Origin of the sequence: Duganella fentianensis (genome assembly GCF_009857835.1) — a bacterium.
GTDB classification, from domain to species: Bacteria; Pseudomonadota; Gammaproteobacteria; order Burkholderiales; family Burkholderiaceae_D; genus Rugamonas; species Rugamonas fentianensis.
Genome location: NZ_WWCL01000001.1, coordinates 1,592,380 through 1,611,530, shown reverse-complemented (window position 1 = coordinate 1,611,530; position 19,151 = coordinate 1,592,380). Strand labels below are relative to the sequence as shown.

The window sequence follows — 19,151 nt, the reverse complement described above, 5'->3', positions numbered from 1 at the left end:
AATGAATCTCGATAAATTCAAGCACCAGCACCTCGACATTCTGGGCGCCATCACCGGCTTGCGCACGCTGGTGCAGCATGGCATCGCCGAACAGGCCAGCGCGATTGCGCAGCAGATCGTCGCCATGAGCGGCTTCATCAAACTCCATCTGGCAGTCGAGGACCGGGTGCTCTACCCGGCACTGGAACAGAGCGGCAATGCCCAGCTGGCACGCATGAGCCGGCAATATCGGGGTGAAATGGATCACATCGCCAACGCCTATCTGGCGTTTGCCGCCAAATGGAATACCCCCCGCCTGCTGGCTTCCCAGCCTGAAGTATTCCGTAGCGAAGCAAACGCCGTCCTGCGCACCCTGTACGAGCGCATGCAGCGTGAAGACCACGAGTTCTATCCGGCCATCGAAGCAGGCGCACCGGCCTGAGTACCCGCTCTGTGCCAACGCGCGTCCGGGCTGGCTGTCAGCCTCAGTCGGCGCTGTCCTGTACCCCGCGCAAGCCTATGGTGCCGGCGCGGTCCCTGGACGGTGCCATCAGCAGATATTTGCCGTGCTGGTCGAGGCGGTAGGCTTGCGGGAAGTACCAGTAGGAATTCTGCGGCTGGTAGTAGCTGCCGCCCCGCAGCACCGCGGCGCGCGTGTGCTGATCGGCAAACTCGCTAGTCCATTGCCACACGCTGCCCACCAGCCCCTCCACTCCTACGGATATCCACATCAACTCCCTATACAACAATGTCCTCGGCACGATTGCGCTACCCGGAAAACCCCCATAGAATGATTGAGTAGTTACATATAACCAACTATTAAACTAGGCGAGCAGAAAATATGGATTGGACCGCTGGATACGCTTCAGACATTGAATATACGACGGGCTTTTACCGCGAACAGAGCCCCGCCTGGATGAATCTGGTTTGCTTGCTGAACGGTATAGAACCCCTGCCGCTCGACAAGCCCTATACTTATTGCGAGCTCGGATTCGGCCGCGGTCTGACATCGCAATTACTGGCGGCATCCAATCCACACGCCAGCTTTTATGCTGCCGACTTCAACCCCGCGCAAGTGGCCGAAGCGCGGCAGTTCACGGAGCAGTCCGGTATCGGCAATCTGAATCTACTGGAAAATAGTTTCGAAGAACTAGCCAACGGCAAGGTGGAATTGCCCCAGTTTGACTACATCACCCTGCACGGTATCTACACCTGGGTAACGGCAGAAAATCGCGCAAATATCGTGCGCTTCATCGGTCGCTATCTGAAACCAGGCGGGCTGGTCTATTTGAGCTATAACGCGATGCCTGGCTGGACCCAGACAATTCCGCTGCAGCGCATGCTGGTAGAGTTTGCCGATCAGCATCCGGGCCGTAGTGACGTACAGATCAAAGGCGCTACCGAATTTATCAATCGCATGGAAGCAGCAGACGCAGCTTATCTGACCCAGAATCCGGGTTTGAAAGTGCGCATGGACAGCCTTAAAACCGCATCGCCCCACTACCTTGTGCATGAGTACATGCACAAACACTGGCAACCGCTATTCCATGCCGATGTGGCACGTGATCTGGCGGAGGCCAAAATGAGCTACGCCGGGTCGGCGGATCTGGCCTTTGCCTACCCTGAACTTTTCGTCAACGAGAAACGCCTGAACCTCATCCTGGAAGCTACTGATCCGGCTCTACAGGAAACAATCAAGGACTACCTGCTCAATACTGCATTCCGCCGGGACGTATTTGTGCGCGGTGCTCGGCGCATGAACCAGCTGCGTCAGGCCGAATTGCTCGGTCAGGTAACGCTGGCGCTCAGTACGCCCCGCGACAAGGTCAATCTGAAAATGGTCATGCCCTTCGGCGAAGTCACCGCACGCTCCGATCTATATAACGTCATTTTCGATGCGCTGTCAGAACGCGACCTGACACTGGCTCAGCTGTGTACTTTGCCGGCGATTAGCGGGCTGACCATTCAGGCAGCGGGCCAGATCGCATCGCTGCTCTGCGCTTCTGGACAAGCAGTCTTCTACTTTAATCCAGAACAGGCACGCGACGTAGCGCCGGCTCGCCGTCTGAATGCCAACCTTGCGGCACAAAGTCGCTATGGCGAAGATTATGCAGCCCTGTGCTCGCCATTACTCGGCGCAGGATTGTCGGCCAATTACTTCGAGCGCCTATTCTACATGGCAATGCAGGAGGCTCCGTCCGACCCGACACCAGGGATACTTGCACAGCGTGCCTGGGCCATTATGTCTACCTCTCCTCGTCGCATAAAAATGAACGGTGAGGCACTTCAGTCTCCAGAGGAGAATCAGAAGGCGCTGGAACTCCATGCAGAGCAGTTCTTGAAAGCTACCTTGCCATACTGGCAGCGACTGCAGATACTGTAACCGTCGACCTGAAATACTTTCGTAGTCTGCTCAACAGGCGGACCAATGGCAGCGCATGCGCTGCCATTTTTATTCTCCTTGGGGCGCGGACTAAACATACGGTACAGGCGCTCAATCACCTGCATCCTGCACCCCGCGGAAGCCTATGGTGCCGGCGCGGTCCCTGGACGGTGCCATCAGCAGATATTTGCCATGCTGGTCGAGGCGGTAGGCTTGCGGGAAGTACCAGTAGGAATTCTGCGGCTGGTAGTAGCTGCCGCCACGCAGCACCGCGGCGCGCGTGTGCTGATCGGCAAACTCGCTAGTCCATTGCCACACGCTGCCCACCAGATCCTGCACCCCGAACGGGCTGGCGCCCTGCGCATGCTGGCCCACCGGCGCCGGCGCCGTCAGGCTGCGCCCCTGTTCGGGCGCCTGTACCATGCGGCTATCCCAGCGGTTGCCCCAGGGGTAGAGCCGGCCATCGCTGCCTTGCGCCGCATACTGCCATTCCCACTCGTGCGGCAGGCGCTTGCCGGCCCAGCGCAGATAGGCGCGCGCATCCTCCAGCGCAACCCAGACCACGGGCCGCTGGGCGTCGCCGGCGCGCGGCGCGCCATCGACCCAGTGGCGCAGGAAGTTGTGCGCATCGGCCGGACGGTAGCCGCTCGCGCGCATAAAGGTCTGGAACTGGGCATTGGTAACGGGGTGGACGTCCATGTAGAAGCGATTGATGGCCAGGCTGTGCAGGTGATGGCGGCGTGCCACGGCTTCCCACGGATATTGCACATCCAGCCCCGGCTTGTTCTCGCCTTCGATCTCGATGCCATGCACCTTGAAGCTGAACAGACCGGCGGGAATCTCCACCATGCCGGCCGGAGCGCTACGCGCGGCACGGGTGGGCGCGATCGCCACCATCTGCTGCGGCAAGGGCTGCCACGTGGCGGCATAGGCGGCCAGCGGCTTGCGCGCCTGCTGCGCCAGCACCTGCAGCGTGGCCGGCAGGCTGGCCATGCTGGCCCCTGCACGCAGGCGCAGAATGGCACCGTAGCCATGCGCCTCCAGCGTCACCTCCAGTTCCGCGTCGCCGTCGACGATGCGGGGCTGCAGTTCCCTGCCCTGCCACAGGTCGAAATAGCGCTGGCCCGGCTGGTGTGGCAGGCGCAGTACCGGCTCGCTGATCTGCCAGTCGGTACGGTTGATGATGGTCCAGAGCGTGCTGTCGCTAAGCGGGAAGGCGCTCGCATACACGCCATAGTGCAAGGTCTGCACATGCGGCTGCCACGCTACGCTGACCATGTGCTCGGGGAAGGCACGATAGATGGTAGCGATGCGGCGCAGCGCCTCGCCATCGCGCGGCGTGATCTGGTTCCACCAGCCCCAGACATTTTCCCAGCTCTGGATGCCGCTGCCGTTGAAGAAGGCATCCTGCAGCAGCGTGCTGCGGTCGGTGGCCCAGCGGTCGCACACATGCACCATGTGGCGCGGTTCCAGCCATTTCCACTTGCTGACCATGGGCACCAGCGAACTGCCCCAGTAACCCCAGCTTTGCTGGTTGTAGGCCAGCATGCGATCATCTTTGAAATTCAGTTCCGGCTCCAGCGATAGCGCCTGGCCGCTGGCATCGGCCGCCTGCCGGTACTCCAGCGGCAAGCCGTCCATGGTGTCGCCATTGATGCCGTCCGCCCCCACCTCGGCCATCAGCGCCGTGGTGGCGGCATGCATGCTGCTGCCCGCATCGCGCGTGCCGGTATCCCACGGCATGGTGGGAAAGAAGACTTTGACGCCCTGCGCATGGAACTCCCTGATCAGCGCACGCACACCGTTCACGCCACCGGGCAGATCGCGCAGCATGTCCCACTGGTTGCGGTCATCGATGCCGATGTTGGGATACACGGGCCACAGCAGCACGCTATCGATGCCGCCATAGCGCTGGCGCAGATCGTCGAGAAAGCGCGGCACCGTATAGCGCTGCGTGGCGGGATCGTATAGATAGCGGTCTTCCACCATGGCCTGGGTCTGCACGAAGTCGCGCTGGGTCCAGCGCAGTTCCGGGCGGCGGTACTGGGCATCGTCATAGCCCATACTGGCGCGCTGGGTATTGCGCCAGCTCTGCATGGCCTGTAGCCACGCCGGATACTGGCCCTGTGTATCACGCTTCCAGTTGTTCAGCCGCGCCAGCCAGTCCGCCTCGCCGAGGTCCTGCTGGGCCGGACCGAGGATCTGGCTGCCGCGCAGTTCGACGGCCACCGCATCGGCGGCGACTGCCGTCACACTATGCCCGCTCAGGGGCAGGAGCAAGGCCGGTAGCAGCGGCAGAATTTTTACAGACAGGCGACTGGCTTTTTTCATGTCGGCATAGCGCGCAAATATCGGGGCACGCAGAAATTACACATACTGCCTATTCTAGCGAAACACACAGGAAATCAGATTTATTCCGTTTTCCGGATGCCTGTTTAGTGCCCTGCCCGCCGTGCAGAAATGAAAAAACCCGCCGCAGCGGGTTTTCAGGATGGGCAGCTGCGCCTCGCGGCAAGCAGTGCCCGGCCAGCCTGGCTTACTTCTGGTTCAGCAGCGAATGGTGACGTGCGTAGGTGAAGTACACCACCAGACCGATCACCAGCCAGATCAGGAAAGCGATCCAGGTGATCGCGCTGAGGAAGGCCATCAGCGCGCCACAGAACAGGATGGCCAGCGCCGGAATCACAGGCACGCCCGGGCAGCGGAACGCGCGGTGCAGTTCGGGGCGTTTTTTGCGCAGAATGATGACGGCCAGCGACACCAGACAGAAAGCAGCCAGCGTACCGATGTTGGCCAGCTCGCCCAGCACCTGCAGCGGCACCAGTGCGCCCAGCAGGCCGAACACGATACCTACCAGCCAGGTGGCCACGATAGGCGTACCGGCGCCATTCAGCGACGACAGTTTTTTCGGCAGCAGGCCATCGCGCGACATAGCGTACAGCACGCGGCTCTGGCCGAACGCCATCACCAGTATCACGGTGCTCATGCCCAGGATCGCGCCCAGATCGACGAAACCAGCGAACCAGTTTTCACCGGCGAACTGCAGCGCCAGCGAGACCGGATGGTCGATGCCCTTGAACTGGGCGAACGGCACGATGCCGGTCATGATGGCCGACACCACCACATACAGCACGGTGCAGATGGCCAGCGAACCGATGATGCCGATAGGCAGATCGCGCTTGGGATTCTTGACTTCTTCTGCCGCCGTGGTCACGGCATCGAAGCCGATGAAAGCGAAGAACACCAGCGCCGCAGCGCTCATCACGCCATTTACGCCGTACGGCATGAAGGGATGCCAGTTGGCCGGCGCCACATGGCGCGCACCAACCAGTATGAACAGCAGTACCACGCCGATTTTCACCACCACCATCACGTTGTTGATGCGGGTCGATTCGCGCACGCCGAGCGACAGCATGACGGTCAGCGTCATCATGATCAGGAAGGCCGGCAGATTGAAGAAGGTCGTCACGCCCGGCAGCGCGCCCGGTGCGGCGGACAGCGCAACGGGGATCTGCAGCCCGAAGCCGCCCAGCAGCGACTGGAAATAGCCGGACCAGCCGACCGAAACGGCCGAAGTCACCAGCCCGTATTCGAGGATCAGATCCCAGCCTATCATCCACGCCACCAGTTCACCCAGAATGGCGTAGCTGTAAGTATAGATACCGCCTGCCACCGGCAGGATGGAAGCAAATTCGGCATAGCACAGCGCAGCAAAGCCGCAGGCGAATGCGGCGACGACAAACGACAGGGCCAGCGCCGGACCGGCGGTGGAAGCACCGCTACCGGTCAGCACAAAAATACCGGTACCGACGATCGCGCCTATGCCCATCAGGATCAGATCGACAGGACCCAGCACTTTTTTCAGACCACCACCCGCGCTGGCGGCATGCATGGCATCGAAATCCTTGGTTCTAAAAATACTCACTACCACCCTCCACTATTGTTTTGAACAGGCCGCGTAGACCGGTTATGCCTATGGCTATTCTGACGTTACGTAAACGTCAAAGCGCCGCAGTATGACACAACTGCGCGCCCTTGGGCTGAATGGGCGGTTACAAAGCGGGACCAACCGTGGCGTAAGGCGCTTATCTGGAACCTGATACGGCCGGCAGAATTGCAGAGGCCTTGCGCAGCATTGCAGACCTGCCTGGTGGCGATTTCACGCCTGCAATGCCGCAACGCCTACCGCTTACTGCTGGGCAGAAACTGCCTCGAAAATGACCTGGGCGACAGCTTCTGGCTGCGAAATCTGCGGCGTGTGCCCGGCATTCAGACTCACCGTATGCGCGCCTATCTTTTTCGCCATCGCCTGTTGCAAGCTGGTCTGCAACATATAGTCCTGTTCGCTGATGATGTACCAGCTAGGCTTGCCCTTCCACGCCGCGGCTGCGAGCTTCTGCTCAAAATTCTTGCCACGCACCGGCCCCTGGGTAGCCGTCATCAGCTTCGTCTTTTCAACGGCCACATCCTGCGCCAGATGCTTTTCGACGCCTTCCTGCGTAAGCTTCAGGAAGCCGTACTTATCCGCCACGATGTGGCTGAAGCCCGAAGGCACAGGGTAATGCCTGGTCAGATCCGCCACCGACTCGCCCTCCGATGGCGCAAATGCAGCAACGTACACCAGCGCTCTGACACTGTCGCTGACACCCGCTTCGGTAATCACTGCACCGCCCCACGAATGACCGACCAGAACGACAGGGCCATCCACAGCTTCGATCGCACGGCGCGTCGCGGCGACATCATCTTCAAGTGCCGTGAGCGGATTCTGTACCGCGATAACTTTTACGCCGCGCGCTTCCAGCAAGGGGATGACTTGCTGCCATGCCGAGCCGTCAGCGAAGGCGCCGTGGACTAGCACTACGGTCGGTTTCAGCGCGAGCGGGGCTGCGCCGGCGGAAATTGCAACGCCACTCAAAGCAGCGGCTGCCAGCAGGTTTTTGGTAATGGATGACATGATATTCCTTTCATTAAAACTGGCCTGAGACACCAGCGAGTGCAGCGAGATAGCTGCGATGGGGTGTACTTTACATATGAAACCAGTTGGGATAAATTGCCAAACATTATCCATACTTGAAACAAATTTGATCTAATGGACCGTCTTGCCGCCATGGCAGTGTTTGTCAAAACAGTGGAGCTGGGATCTATCTCGGCCGCTGCCCAGGCCATGGATCTGTCCACCCAGCTCGCGGGAAAGCAGGTAAAAGCGCTGGAACAGAGCCTGAGCGTGAAGCTGCTCAACCGCACCACGCGGCGCCAGAGCCTGACCGACAGTGGACGAGCTTTTTACGAACGTGCCAAATACATCCTTGCGGAAATGGAGGCTGCCGAGGCCTTGATCGCGCAGACGCGGGCCAGCCCGAGGGGGCATTTGCGCATCAGCGCGCCGATTACGTTTGGCAGCCGCGCATTGACTCCGGCACTTACCGAATTTCTACGGCGCTACCCGGATGTGACCGTTGACCTGCGCCTTACCAACCGCACAGTGGATTTGATCGACGAAGCTTACGATCTGGTGTTCCGAACCGGGCCGCTGCCGGACAGTGGCCTGCTGGCCAGACAGCTGGCGCCCTATCGTCTGGTGCTGTGTGCTGCCCCCGCCTACCTGGCAAAACATGGTCACCCCGCCCATCCAAAAGAACTGCTGCAGCACGATTGTCTGGTGTTTTCCCACACCTCGATGCGGCGCGAATGGCTATTTGACGGACCGGATGGCCGCGTCACCATACCGATCTCGGGCCGCTTCACTACCGATAGCGGCGAAGCGCTGCGCGCTGCCGCACTGGCGGGCCAGGGCATCATCCTGCAGCCCAAAGAACTGATCAGCGATGATTTGCGGGACGGCCGACTGGTTGAACTGCTGCCCGCCTACCAATCGCCAGACCGGCTGCTGCACGTCGTCTATGCGCCTGACCGGCGCATGACGCCCAAACTGCGCAGTTTTCTGGATTTTACCTACGAGAAGTTTGGTCCCCCTTAGAGAGTCCCCACCTTTTGCGCACCGGCGCGGTCTGCGGGCGGGGTTCCTCTGCCGCACCAGTGTCCGCTTACCGCAGCGATCCTAGGCTAGGACATTATGTCCCAATGTATGGATATTGCTTTTGGGTAGTATGGCTATGCGTAGGCAGCACTTCCCTACAAGCGGCGCTCGATCGATGGCGCCAGGTTATAGTCTAAAAATACTCAAAATGATGGAATGGATACCCATAGTTTTCTTCACCTTTAAAGGTGTTGTGCTCGCCATAGGCATGTTCTTCGCCATTAAATGGCATTACGACCAAGGGCAGAAGAAACAGACGACGGATAAGCGTACACTGCTGCGCATCAGCTTCGCGGTGGCCCTGGCCTTTGCGGCATTGCTACTGGCACTGCTGCTCCTGACTGCCCTGCTGAGCAAGACTCTAGGTCTGGATCTGACACTGCCGTAAGTGCAAAAAAAACCGCCGAAGCGGGTCTTTAGGGGCATAGCGGCGATGGTCGGCGGCCGCACCGAAGTCTGCATGCAGCGATTGCCAGCGTGTTAAGCGCGGACGCCGTCGCAATCAGCATGCCTGGCAAGTTCCACCCGATTCCGGCCCCATGACTTAGCCCTGTACAGCGCGTCGTCGGCGCGTCCGATCAGAGTGTCCGCAGTATCCCCGCTACGCCAGATGGCAACGCCAAAGCTGGCAGTCTGCGCGGGATATCCATTCTGCTCTTCAAGCGCCACCTTGGCGCACAGACGCCCAGCCACCACCTCCGCCTCGGCCGCATCAGTGTTAGGCAGCAGTACACAAAATTCCTCGCCGCCATAGCGGAACGCATAATCCTGCATACGTAAACCTGCGCGCAGCCTCTGGCCAAAAGCAACCAGCGCAGCATCCCCGGCAAGGTGGCCAAAACGATCATTTAGCGCTTTGAAATGGTCGAGATCGACGAGCACAACAGAAAATGGCCGGGCATCGCGCATCGAGCCGCTCAGGGCGATCTGCAGCGCATTATCAAATGCGCGGCGATTGGCCAGGCCAGTCAAGCCGTCCGTAAGCGACTGTTGAACTATCATGGTTTCAGCCTTGATTTTGCACATCTGTACGAACCCCAACTTGGTCACCACGATGTACACAAAACTGAAGATGAAAATCGCCTGATGCCATACTGGCGCCGCATTCAGATAGTCGGTATTCACCTGCGAAAGAACTAAGGCAAAGGCGCGCAAAGGCAGCACTATACCCATCAGAAAATAGGCAAACGCAACCGTACGTTGAACCGGCTTGCTCTCGGTCTGCGATGCGCGCCAGAGTGTCAGGGCATTGAGTAGCTCCAGTGCGCCATAGACAAAACTGTTAAAGATCGTCGCCAGTTGATACTTTTGCCCAGCAACAACACCTACGACGACAACGCTCCCGCACATCATTGCCAACCACGGTTTGCTGTAGGACCGGCCGACGAACTGCCGGATGGCCACGAAGTACAGCGATACTGACAACGCACCTAGACCATTGCCCAGCATGGGGCTAATCAAGGTCGTGTCGCGTCCGCCCTGGGCCAGCAACAGATAGGCGATGCTTTGGCAGGAAACGCCAAACATCCAAGTACGCAGTCCATTTTTCCGGTCAGCGTCCGTTCGTGCAATCCACAGCATGACCGCCATAGCGCTCAGCATGCAGGTTTGCGCAATCATCAGAGTGGGAATATCCACAAAACCCAATTTTCTAGTCCTCTACCAGGATGGCATGTTGCCATTCAAACACATGACTATACCAGTAGTTCAGCCCTAACAAAATGAATAGCTGACGTGGCCTGGATGGATAGGCCGCCGGGTTCGATTGCAAAGGACTTCGATGTAATCGAAGATATCGGCACGGACCAAATCACGGGTTCTGTAAATGCGCTTGCCGACACACTCTTTTTTGAGCTGCAGAAGAACGATTCAGCAAGGGCATTATCCCGGCAATTGCCACCTCGACTCATACTCGGTTCAAGACGGAAATAAAAACACCCTATAAGCATACGGCCTATAGGGTGGAGAACAGCCATCTGATTCGCCCCGCGTGCAGAACATGCAGGGCTTTTTCAGTTACAGCCCAGCGATACGATCAGAACTTGTAAGTTGCGCTGATGTAGCCGGTGGCGCCGTGGGCGTCATAGTAGCTAGGATCGTAGCCGCCCTGGAAGTAGTTGCCCAGGGTGATAACTTCCGGTGGTTTGCGGTTGAACAGGTTTTTCACGCCTGCACGGATCTGCAGGTTTTTGAAGCCGCTGTACGAAGCCTGTGCATCCCAGGTCGAGAACGCGCCCACGTGCACGGCGTCGGTGCCGGTCGCGGAGTCAGCACGGGCAGCATCCCAGTAGCCCGACTGGAAGTTCTGGGTCAGGTTCACACCCCACTTCTGGTATTTCCAGTCCATGGTCCACTGATGCTTCCAGCGGAAGATTACGCCGCCGTTGGCCACTGCGTTCAGCGGGCTGCCGTTGGCGTCGATGGTGTGGGCAACGCTTGCCTGCACCGTGCCGTCTGGCAGTTTCTCGTCGAACTTGGTGGTGTAGGTACCGTTCAGACGGGTCGCGAAGGTGCCGTAGTTGGCCGTCTTGGCGATGGTCCAGCGGGCGTCGATGTCGATCCCTTCGGTTTTCAGCGAACCGGCGTTCAGGTTGGTGGCGTAGATGTTGGTGATGTTGCCGCCCGCATCACGTCGAACCAGACCGGTGTAGTTGCTGTCGCCAGCTGCTGCCTTTTCCACGATGAACTCTGGGCTCAGGGTGGTGATCAGGTTGTTGACGTTGATCTTCCAGTAGTCCACAGCGATAGACACGCCCTGCACCGGATCGATCACCAGGCCCAGCGAGGACTGTTCCGACTTCTCTGGTTTCAGGTTGGCGTTGCCGCCTACGGTCTGGTTGAACTGGCCGCTGGTGCCGCTCACCGGATCGGTGAAGGTCGCAGTGGTGGCCACGGTCTGCGGATTGTTCAGCTCAGGCAGAGCGCCGACGCGGAAGCCACGGCCATAGGAGGCGCGTACCAGCAGCTGCGACAGCGGCTGATAACGGAAGCTGATCTTAGGATTGGTCGAGGTGGCGTTAGGATAACGGTCGGTACGCAGGGCCAGATCCGATTCCAGATGCTTAACGATAGGCACATTCAGTTCGCCGAAGATGGCCTGATAGGAACGCGAAGCCGACAGCGGCAGCACCTGGCCGCCGTAGCCGGAGACGTCGCCCGACTGGTAGGCAGCCGATGGGTTCAGGTCCAGTTTTTCGCTGGTGGCCGATGCGCCCAGTGCGAACTTGGCCATGCCGGCTGGCAGCTGATACAGATCGCCCGACATGCGCGCGGTCAGCGAGTCATTGGTCAGGGTCGAGTGGATCATCTGGCCCACATAGTTGGTGGCGTAGATCTGCTTGGCCAGCTCGGGCGACTGGAACTTGGTCCATGGGTTGAAGGCCGGGTTGTTGCTCAGCAGCTTGACCAGCGCCACCTGATTCGAGTAACCCTGCTGGGTGCTCTCGCTCACGTCGCTCGAGTTGTGGGTGTAGGCCACGTCATAGTCGTAGCCCTTGACCACGCCACGCATACCGATGACCAGGTGCGACAGTTTGGCCATGTCTTCGGTCGAGCGGTTGCCGGCATCAAATGCGCGATAGCTGACGCTGATGGGCTTGCCTGCCTGGGCAGGCGCGTTGGCAGCCAGCCAGGCAGCCGGGTAGTAAGGGCTGCTCGGCGATACGATGATCGACGGGTACACATTGGCGGCAGCGAAGGCGCTGTCGGTCGACAGGAAGGAATTGCTGTATGGCGAAGGTTGCGAGTTGTTATCGGTCTTCTGCTGCGAGTGGAAGCCTTCCACGAACAGCTCATTGTTCTCGTTGAGCTTGAAGCGGAACGAAGCCGACAGGTTGGCGCGCTCGGTTTGCGGTACCAGGCCCACGTATGGCGCCGAGTTGAAACGGCAGGTGTCCAGGTTGGCGTCGTATTCGCTGCCGTTGGCGGCGCAGTTATTCGGTGCCAGCGGGTTGCCCAGACCTTTGCCCAGCGCTGCCAGCGTGTTCGGGATCACGCCGAACTGGTTCGGGGTGGTGTTCGGGAGGAAGCTGGTGATGGCGCCGCTCGGGGTCGCGCTCTGCTCGCGCAGGCCGTTGTTGTTCCAGCTGTTCTTGGCGTAGCTGCGCTGCGAGCCGTAGATGGTGGTGTCTTTGGAGACGTCGGCTGCCACGGTGATGTTGTAGCGGTCTTCGTCGAAGTCGCCCCAGCCGGCGATCACGGAAGCCTTCTTGGTCAGGCCGCCGCCATCCTTGGTAGCCGAAGCGTAGGCGGACGCTTCAACGCCGTTAAAGTTATTGCGCAGGATGAAGTTGATCACACCGCCGATGGCGTCGGAACCGTACACGCCGGAAGCGCCGTCTTTCAGCACTTCCACGTGGTCCACGGCTGCCAGCGGGATTGCGTTGATGTCGACCGCGGTGCCGTCGGTGGCGTAGTTGGCCAGACGGCGGCCGTTCACCAGAATCAGGGTCTTGCTGCCGCCGATGCCGCGCAGCGACACGGTGGCTTCGCCGTAGGTCGAGGAGCCTACACCGGTGGCGCTAGGCACGCCGCCCACTGCCGAGATGGCGGTTATTTGCTGCAGCAACGCTTCGGTGTTGGTTACGCCCATCTTGGCGATGTCTTCGTGGGTCACGGTCTGTACCGGCAGTGCACCTTCCGCTTGGGCACGCTTGATCGAGGAGCCAGTGATTTCCACGCGCTGCATGGAAGCATCGGTGGTTTGCGCTTGTGCGGCAATGGTGCCGAACGCGACAGCGCCGGAGAACGCCAGGCGCAGCGAGCGCGAGATTACGGTTTCTTTGGTCATGAAATTTCCGTTTGAAGAATGGAGGGTTACGGCCACGCCGACAAACTCGGCGCGCCACTAAACGTTGGCTACCCTGGATTTGCTACGTGTTAATTCAGAAAGGGCACAGCGTCTTGGGGACAACCATCACTTCAAACTGAACCAGTACTTCGCTCTCTTTTTTAAGGCCAACTTATTTCTTGAGTCCCTCAGCTTGTGGGGCATACGCCACAGCAGCTGATGTCATATAACAACATATGACAAATTCGAGCGTCAATGGCCGTTCTGACATCAAGATAGAAAACAACAAAAGAGCGCCATAAATGTAAAAAGCGCGCAACTTTAAGGATGATCTAAGAAAAATGTGGCGTGAAGCCATTTCCGTCAGGACCACGGAATTTTATTCACCAATAAAAAGTTATTTTGTGAATAAATCTGGCAATGAAGTAAAGAAAGAACGAAAATGAATGGTAATAACTTGGCAAAAATATCATTTTTGTCACAATTTTTTACAAATTGGCGGCGCTGCTACGATCGCATTTTAGTGCAAATTTTGCATCCAAAATAAATTAGCATTTTTCAACATCGCTGGTCAATGATCTGGTCTAGCCTATGGTATGAGAGCACTTCCGGCAACTGATCTGGTCTAGTACGCTTAATGACGTGTCTGCTTCCACACCCCAAAGCGGAAATTCAGCGCGGGAGGATGCTAGAAGCGAAGCACCATTTCCTCCAGTTGATATTGTTTGACGATGCCACCAGGGCCGATGATGAGGTGCAATTCCTTTAGCTTGCGCTCCGGCTTAAGCAGTATGCCAAGAACCGGAACTGCGGATATTATTTTGCCGCTACCTGTTTCGGTCCGAAAGACCCAGGACGCGTCACCATGCGAGAACTGTATGACTTCGGGATGGCCAAACACTCCCTCCACATCCTTGCCACTGGTACGGCCTTCAATGACCCAGCGCGCCAGGCTTTCTCGCGTCACCGATTGGAGCAGCTCGCTTGCGGGCGGCGGCTCGGCTTCCGTGGCGTTTGCTTGTACCGTGCGCATCGGCTCCAGCTCGACCAAGGTATCGTCTGGCCAACTGGCATCCCACAGCGGTACTTCAAAGAGGTGGTCGCGCCCAAGCCAGTCGCCCGTGATGGCCTTAGTCCACGAAGGAAGCGAACCGCCATAAAGACTGGCCGCGGGTAATACTTGACGTCGTGCCCCCTGAACCAGGGTCACCGCGAAGATCGGCTCGTCCCCGATCAACAGCATGCTTGTGTTACGCAGAGCGCAAGGGTCCGCTCCCGCCGCCGTCTGCACGAAATACAGGGGCGAGAACACATGTTGCCCCAGCTTCGCGGCCAGCAATTCGATCCGGCATTGCAAGCGCAGATCCCCGAGCCGTCGCGTATTACGGGGCAATCCAGGTGTACGCACATCAACGCTCCAGTCAAATGTGCCGTTCTTGCGATTGCTGCGCACGGTAGCGTCCTCATGCAATGCCCGCGCGTTGCGTTCGATGGTGAAGAAATTTTGCGGCATGAGTTCAAGCGGAATATGCACTGTCGGCCCGGTCACGGCAAGCTTGAGTTCATCCACGCGGGCCGAGCGATGCTTTGTTACCAGGCGAAAGCGCAACTTTGACTGCGGAGCCAGCTTCGGACTCTCCGCATCGAAGAAATCCATCGCTTTAACAAAGCGCTCATAAGGCCGCTCATCCACATCAGCCCTGCCAGCAACTTCCACCCGGGCCAACGGAGCCTGTTCGGATGGTGCCGGCGTAGTCTGGGCAAATCCCGTATTCAGGAAAAGTGATGTCAAGAGTCCGGCGGCATACTCAGGCAAGTGGAATTTCGTCGAAATTTTCCGCATCAGTTCATTTCTCAACTAGTAAAAAATGGCATGCAGATATCACCAAAAATTGCACGCTCTGTCGCATCGATGATGGGTGCCTCCCGCCCGTCCCTAACCGATAGCCCCCAGGGAGAATAGCAACTCTAGGTTGGGCAATGTACTCAGATTGTCACACGCACGATGATCCGCTTTACCGGGCTCTATAGCAGCTTCACTATCGCGCCAGAGGCGTATCTTGATTGATATCTTACTCATCGTCATTTCATCTACATGAGAAGGGATAGTGAAGCCGGAGCAGAATTGTCTTGGCAAATCTCAGGCTAGATTTGCCAAGACATGCTACGTCTATCATCACCGTGCCATAAATCCGGCCTCAATAGATGCAATGTCAGGCAGGTTTGGTTAGTTCCGCAAATTCTGTCGGAAAACAAGCCAGCTGCTGCTTGCACAGCGTGCAGTCTGGTTTGCGCACTCGCACATCAGGATGCATTAAGGCTAGCTGATCAAACATAAAGCGCTTCCATTTAAGATGGGCGACATTTCTTTCGCAAAACGGGGCGAAAAAATATTGTAGTAGCGTACTGACCTCTTCGCGCCCACCCAGCCCCATGTCCTCCCATAAGTGACGACTGCCTTGCGCGGCCGCAGCCACGACATGGGCCGTCCAGTGCGCATGCCGTTCGACCACTGGAACGGTTCGCTGTGCCAGCAACAGCTGCACCAGTTGCCGCTGCTCCCAGCTGGCTTGCCTCATTAAGGTGTCATACTGATGTGCAGGCAAACGCTCGAGATCCTCCAGCTCGGGGAAGCAAAAGCTCAGCAGAGCGCATAGTTCGTCCTGCGGCAAGCCCAGCGTCCATGCACTCAAAGGCAAATCCCCCGCTTGTGCATGGCCCATGACCCCATTCACGGCACGCCCCAGCAAACGCAAGACGTGCGCATCAGCAGGCGCGATAACGGGGCCGGCGGCGCGGTTCATTCGACGATCTTCTTCACGTCTATGCGCTGCAGCCATTTCACGTGACGGGGGCCGGTACGCAGATCCTGCGCCGAAATCAGCGCGATCCGTCCTTCGTCATCCCCCAGCGCTGCACCATCCTTGTCCAGCACGACCAGCACGCCATCGCCTAGCGGGGAGTTGAACAGTTCCGACCATGAAAACACCACGGCGTAGCCATCGCTGGCGGTCGCGATGATGACAGTCTTTTTGACGTCATTATGGTCTTTGCTGATGACGCTGGCCTGGGCCAGAACATCACGCAGACGCACGCCAGACAGCTTGCTGCTGGCCCCAGCACTGCCGTGCTGCAGTTTGACGGTCGCATCGCCCGGATAACGCTGGGCCAGCTGGCGCAGCTCGGCGACACCTAGCGTCAGCGTATGCTCGACAGCGCCCTGAACAGCTAACTGTGTCGTCACATACCGGGATGGGTCGCCGGTGACAGGATGGGCGTGGGCGAAATTGCCTAGCGCCAGTGTCGCAGCCAGTGCCAGACTGGGAAGAAAACGGGGTAAAGCTATTGTCATATCATGCTCCTAAAGTTAGACCGGAAGCGAGCGACCAGCTCGCCTCTTACTCAATACTGGTAAGCCAGTTGTGCAAACCACTGACGTCCTGCCGCAGGGAAACCGTCTGCCAAGGCATAGTTGCGGTCAGCAACGTTATTGACGCCGCTCTCCAGACTGATGTGGGCGTTAGGGTGGTAGCTGGCTTTCAGATTCATGGTGGTAAAACTGGCCAGTTGCACGGTATTCGATGCCCAGCGATTGCTGTTGTGCTCGGCAAAGCCACTGAGTTCCGTATCGGCGCGTACTTGCAGTGCCGCCTTCAGCAGCAACTTCTGCTGTGGCACATCGGTCATCCGCGTCGTGGGATTGCTACGGTTTTTCAGATCCAGATAGGTATAGCTGCCGCCCAGACTCAGCACGCTATTACATTGATGCTCGCCTTCCAGTTCCAGTCCCGAGATGCGTACCCGACCGAGATTCTGCATTTGCGCCTTGGTGCCGGAGACATTGGCCACACTCTGAATCTTGTTGCTGATGTCGCTGTTGAAAATCGCCGCCTGCCAATGCGTGGTCGCGTCGCCTTGCACGCGATAGCCCAGCTCGGTATGGGTGGCGCTTTCCGGCTGCAGTGCAGGGTTTTCAATATAGGTTCCCAGCCGTTGCGAGTAGCGGTCTTTCAGCGTCGGCAAACGTGATTTGTGCGCCAGCGTGGCATACAGGCGCTGGCCGGCGGCCAGATCATAGAACAGCCCCGCCTGTCTATCGTGGGCCGTCTTGGCATCCGGGAGGGAATACGGATTCCCCGCACTGAAAACATTCAACGGTTTGAGCTGGTTGACTGCGGCGCCCAGCGACAAGGTGGTCGTACTGTTCAGGGCGATGCTATCCTCGATGCCATAGGAGCGTAGCTCGTCCTTGTAGATGGCCAGCAGGCTGGCCGTCGCATCGCGCTCTTCATGGCGGTCACGTTTGCTATGCACGCTTACACGTATGGTCTGGCCAGCCAGCCGGTGTGATTCCAGTTCGAGGGCGGCACCACTGGTCCAGTCACTATAGATGCTGCGGCCACTGCCTACGCTACCGGAACCAGCCGGCTTCAAGGTCGTGTAGGCGGCATTGGTGTAGCTATCGACTTCATTGCCGTAGTTGTCATGGTAAGCCCGCAGCTTCAGCGTTTCGAACTGGCCCAGCGCCGTGCGCGAAATGAAGTACAGGCTTTCCTTGTCCCAGTACGGCCATTGCCAGTAGCGTGCCACCGATGGATCGGTCGAAGGCGGCTGGCCTTTGACGCCATGCTGCTGATAGTAGCTGAGCGCGTACTCATCGCCGGCCACTGGCAGCAGGCCCAGCTTGAGCGACAGTTTGCTGTCGCGCCGGTGGGCATTATTACGGCGACCAGAGGCCTGATTGCCGGTTGGCTGGAAGTCCGACGACAAGGGGAAACTGTCGCTCTGATCGTAAGAGTAGCCGGTCTGCACATACCAGATGCCCTGACGGCTGCCCAGATTGACAGAGGCCAGCTTTTCCGTACCGCTGGCCCAGCCGATACGCGCATCGGCTTCCAGTGCCTTGCTCGGCCTGCGCGACACCAGATTGATGGCGCCGCCCAGGGTATTGGCACCATACGCCATGGAGCTGAAGCCTTTCGCCACCTGTATGCTGGCCAGATCTGCCGTGCTGAAGCGGGCGAAGTCGACATAGCCATCATAAGGCACGTACACGGGGATGCCATCGATATACAGGGGCACCTGACGGGCATCGAAGCCGCGCACCGCGATGGTCTTTTCATTACGCGAATTGGTCGACAGGGTTACACCGGACAACAGGTTTAAGGCATCCCCGACGTTTTCACGATTGTCCTTGCGGATCGTTCCCGCATCAATTACGGAGGAAACCTGATCGGCGTCGAGGCTGCCCGCCTGTTCACGGGTGCCAATCACGACCACGCTACCAAGTTCGAAAACGGTGGGCTGAGTGGCCTGCTGGGCAAGCGCTGGTTGAGACAGGCCGGCAGCGAAAAGTGCACTAGCCATCATGCAAAGACGAGGAGTAAATATATGCATAGTTTTCGTTATGTATTTCAGTATATAGCGATGGGTAAAAAATTAACCCGACCAGTTTCATACTTCGCCAGCGGGTTGGGAGCTTATAAATCTCGTATCGCAATATACTTTAGTATATAGCGATACTTAACTTAATACCAATTGTGATTTGATTATAGAAAAACACGTCGCACCTTCCTATGCATCAGAAGGCGGAGGAGATATGAAAATTCTAACTAGGTAGAGTAGTTCTTTTTAGCTACGAATTCGGGGGAGCAGAAAAAGGGCCATAAATCTCCGCAGCCTGTACAAGCACTCCCAAGCCCCGATAAATCGAGAGAGCTACAGCAGAAAGACTGAACGCCGGGTTGGGGGAATCGTACAGAGGTAGAAGAGCGTAACTTGACGGATCCGGGACAGATAAAACGCCATGAGTCCGCGACCCCGAATTGCCCCTCAAAAGGGTACGCTAGGCCTATCCCTCATAGGGCGACGCAATCTGGAATGCGAGGACCCGGGATTCGTATTGGTGACAAGAATTTTCCGAACTAAAACAAAAAAGCCCGCAGCTTCATAGCTAGCGGGCT

At 58.1% G+C, this 19,151-nt stretch carries 14 protein-coding genes and 1 pseudogene; 4 read left to right on the top strand and 11 right to left on the bottom strand.

Annotated features, from left to right (window positions below; genetic code table 11):
• The first annotated feature begins 1 nt into the window (after window position 1).
• The gene (locus GTP23_RS07045) at window positions 2–421 is read left to right on the top strand and encodes a hemerythrin domain-containing protein (RefSeq protein WP_161034422.1); all 420 of its coding nucleotides are present in this window, start codon (window positions 2–4) and stop codon (window positions 419–421) included.
• Window positions 422–464: 43 nt separating this feature from the next.
• Here the strand turns inward: GTP23_RS07045 and GTP23_RS07040 are convergent, their stop codons facing one another.
• The gene (locus GTP23_RS07040; protein ID WP_229255947.1) at window positions 465–710 is read right to left on the bottom strand and encodes a hypothetical protein; all 246 of its coding nucleotides are present in this window, start codon (window positions 708–710) and stop codon (window positions 465–467) included.
• Window positions 711–820: 110 nt separating this feature from the next.
• Here GTP23_RS07040 and GTP23_RS07035 point away from each other — a divergent pair, with 110 nt between their 5' ends.
• Complete coding sequence (locus tag GTP23_RS07035) at window positions 821–2,362, top strand: methyltransferase regulatory domain-containing protein (protein WP_161034421.1); 1,542 nt, start codon at window positions 821–823, stop codon at window positions 2,360–2,362.
• 111 nt (window positions 2,363–2,473) lie between these two features.
• On the opposite strand, the gene GTP23_RS07030 is transcribed toward GTP23_RS07035, so the two are convergent.
• From GTP23_RS07030 to GTP23_RS07020, 3 genes are all read right to left on the bottom strand, one after another.
• Window positions 2,474–4,693 (bottom strand): formylglycine-generating enzyme family protein, encoded by a 2,220-nt coding sequence (locus tag GTP23_RS07030; RefSeq protein WP_161034420.1) that lies wholly within the window; start codon window positions 4,691–4,693, stop codon window positions 2,474–2,476.
• Window positions 4,694–4,898: 205 nt separating this feature from the next.
• The gene (bcaP, locus tag GTP23_RS07025; protein WP_161034419.1) at window positions 4,899–6,287 is read right to left on the bottom strand and encodes a branched-chain amino acid transporter BcaP; all 1,389 of its coding nucleotides are present in this window, start codon (window positions 6,285–6,287) and stop codon (window positions 4,899–4,901) included.
• Window positions 6,288–6,551: 264 nt separating this feature from the next.
• Window positions 6,552–7,316: an alpha/beta fold hydrolase gene (locus GTP23_RS07020; RefSeq protein ID WP_161034679.1), complete on the bottom strand. Its 765-nt coding sequence runs from the start codon at window positions 7,314–7,316 to the stop codon at window positions 6,552–6,554.
• 135 nt (window positions 7,317–7,451) lie between these two features.
• Between GTP23_RS07020 and GTP23_RS07015 the strand changes: the two genes are divergently transcribed.
• Window positions 7,452–8,339: a LysR family transcriptional regulator gene (locus tag GTP23_RS07015; RefSeq protein ID WP_161034418.1), complete on the top strand. Its 888-nt coding sequence runs from the start codon at window positions 7,452–7,454 to the stop codon at window positions 8,337–8,339.
• 175 nt (window positions 8,340–8,514) lie between these two features.
• A complete protein-coding gene (locus GTP23_RS07010) occupies window positions 8,515–8,787 on the top strand; it encodes a hypothetical protein (protein ID WP_229255946.1) in 273 nt (90 codons plus the stop codon).
• 92 nt (window positions 8,788–8,879) lie between these two features.
• Here the strand turns inward: GTP23_RS07010 and GTP23_RS23070 are convergent, their stop codons facing one another.
• The 7 genes and pseudogenes from GTP23_RS23070 to GTP23_RS06975 all read right to left on the bottom strand — a co-directional run bounded on the left by GTP23_RS23070 (window position 8,880) and on the right by GTP23_RS06975 (window position 18,462).
• Window positions 8,880–10,037 (bottom strand): GGDEF domain-containing protein, encoded by a 1,158-nt coding sequence (locus GTP23_RS23070; RefSeq protein WP_161034417.1) that lies wholly within the window; start codon window positions 10,035–10,037, stop codon window positions 8,880–8,882.
• A 75-nt stretch (window positions 10,038–10,112) separates the two neighbouring features.
• Window positions 10,113–10,321 (bottom strand): annotated as a pseudogene (locus GTP23_RS07000) (IS3 family transposase); the annotation flags it as partial.
• 113 nt (window positions 10,322–10,434) lie between these two features.
• A complete protein-coding gene (locus GTP23_RS06995; RefSeq protein ID WP_161034416.1) occupies window positions 10,435–13,188 on the bottom strand; it encodes a TonB-dependent receptor domain-containing protein in 2,754 nt (917 codons plus the stop codon).
• 688 nt (window positions 13,189–13,876) lie between these two features.
• On the bottom strand, window positions 13,877–15,031 hold the full coding sequence (locus tag GTP23_RS06990) for a hypothetical protein (RefSeq protein WP_161034415.1): 1,155 nt from the start codon (window positions 15,029–15,031) through the stop codon (window positions 13,877–13,879).
• A 370-nt stretch (window positions 15,032–15,401) separates the two neighbouring features.
• A complete protein-coding gene (locus GTP23_RS06985) occupies window positions 15,402–15,992 on the bottom strand; it encodes a nitrogen fixation protein NifQ (RefSeq protein WP_161034414.1) in 591 nt (196 codons plus the stop codon).
• The gene (locus GTP23_RS06980; RefSeq protein ID WP_161034413.1) at window positions 15,989–16,540 is read right to left on the bottom strand and encodes a molybdopterin-dependent oxidoreductase; all 552 of its coding nucleotides are present in this window, start codon (window positions 16,538–16,540) and stop codon (window positions 15,989–15,991) included. The genes GTP23_RS06985 and GTP23_RS06980 overlap by 4 nt, the downstream gene beginning before the upstream one ends.
• A 50-nt stretch (window positions 16,541–16,590) precedes the next feature.
• Window positions 16,591–18,462, bottom strand: a complete 1,872-nt coding sequence (locus GTP23_RS06975) for a TonB-dependent receptor plug domain-containing protein (protein ID WP_371866840.1) — start codon at window positions 18,460–18,462, stop codon at window positions 16,591–16,593.
• Between the last annotated feature and the right edge of the window lie 689 nt (window positions 18,463–19,151).

What these genes read in the sequence shown, in the direction of transcription:
- GTP23_RS07045 (WP_161034422.1), top strand. Translation starts at nt 2, where the DNA reads ATGAATCTCGATAAATTCAAGCACCAGCACCTCGACATTCTGGGCGCC.
- GTP23_RS07040 (WP_229255947.1), bottom strand. Translation starts at nt 710, where the DNA reads ATGTGGATATCCGTAGGAGTGGAGGGGCTGGTGGGCAGCGTGTGGCAA.
- GTP23_RS07035 (WP_161034421.1), top strand. Translation starts at nt 821, where the DNA reads ATGGATTGGACCGCTGGATACGCTTCAGACATTGAATATACGACGGGC.
- GTP23_RS07030 (WP_161034420.1), bottom strand. Translation starts at nt 4,693, where the DNA reads ATGAAAAAAGCCAGTCGCCTGTCTGTAAAAATTCTGCCGCTGCTACCG.
- GTP23_RS07020 (WP_161034679.1), bottom strand. Translation starts at nt 7,316, where the DNA reads ATGTCATCCATTACCAAAAACCTGCTGGCAGCCGCTGCTTTGAGTGGC.
- GTP23_RS07015 (WP_161034418.1), top strand. Translation starts at nt 7,452, where the DNA reads ATGGACCGTCTTGCCGCCATGGCAGTGTTTGTCAAAACAGTGGAGCTG.
- GTP23_RS07010 (WP_229255946.1), top strand. Translation starts at nt 8,515, where the DNA reads ATGGCGCCAGGTTATAGTCTAAAAATACTCAAAATGATGGAATGGATA.
- GTP23_RS06995 (WP_161034416.1), bottom strand. Translation starts at nt 13,188, where the DNA reads ATGACCAAAGAAACCGTAATCTCGCGCTCGCTGCGCCTGGCGTTCTCC.
- GTP23_RS06990 (WP_161034415.1), bottom strand. Translation starts at nt 15,031, where the DNA reads ATGCGGAAAATTTCGACGAAATTCCACTTGCCTGAGTATGCCGCCGGA.
- GTP23_RS06985 (WP_161034414.1), bottom strand. Translation starts at nt 15,992, where the DNA reads ATGAACCGCGCCGCCGGCCCCGTTATCGCGCCTGCTGATGCGCACGTC.
- GTP23_RS06980 (WP_161034413.1), bottom strand. Translation starts at nt 16,540, where the DNA reads ATGACAATAGCTTTACCCCGTTTTCTTCCCAGTCTGGCACTGGCTGCG.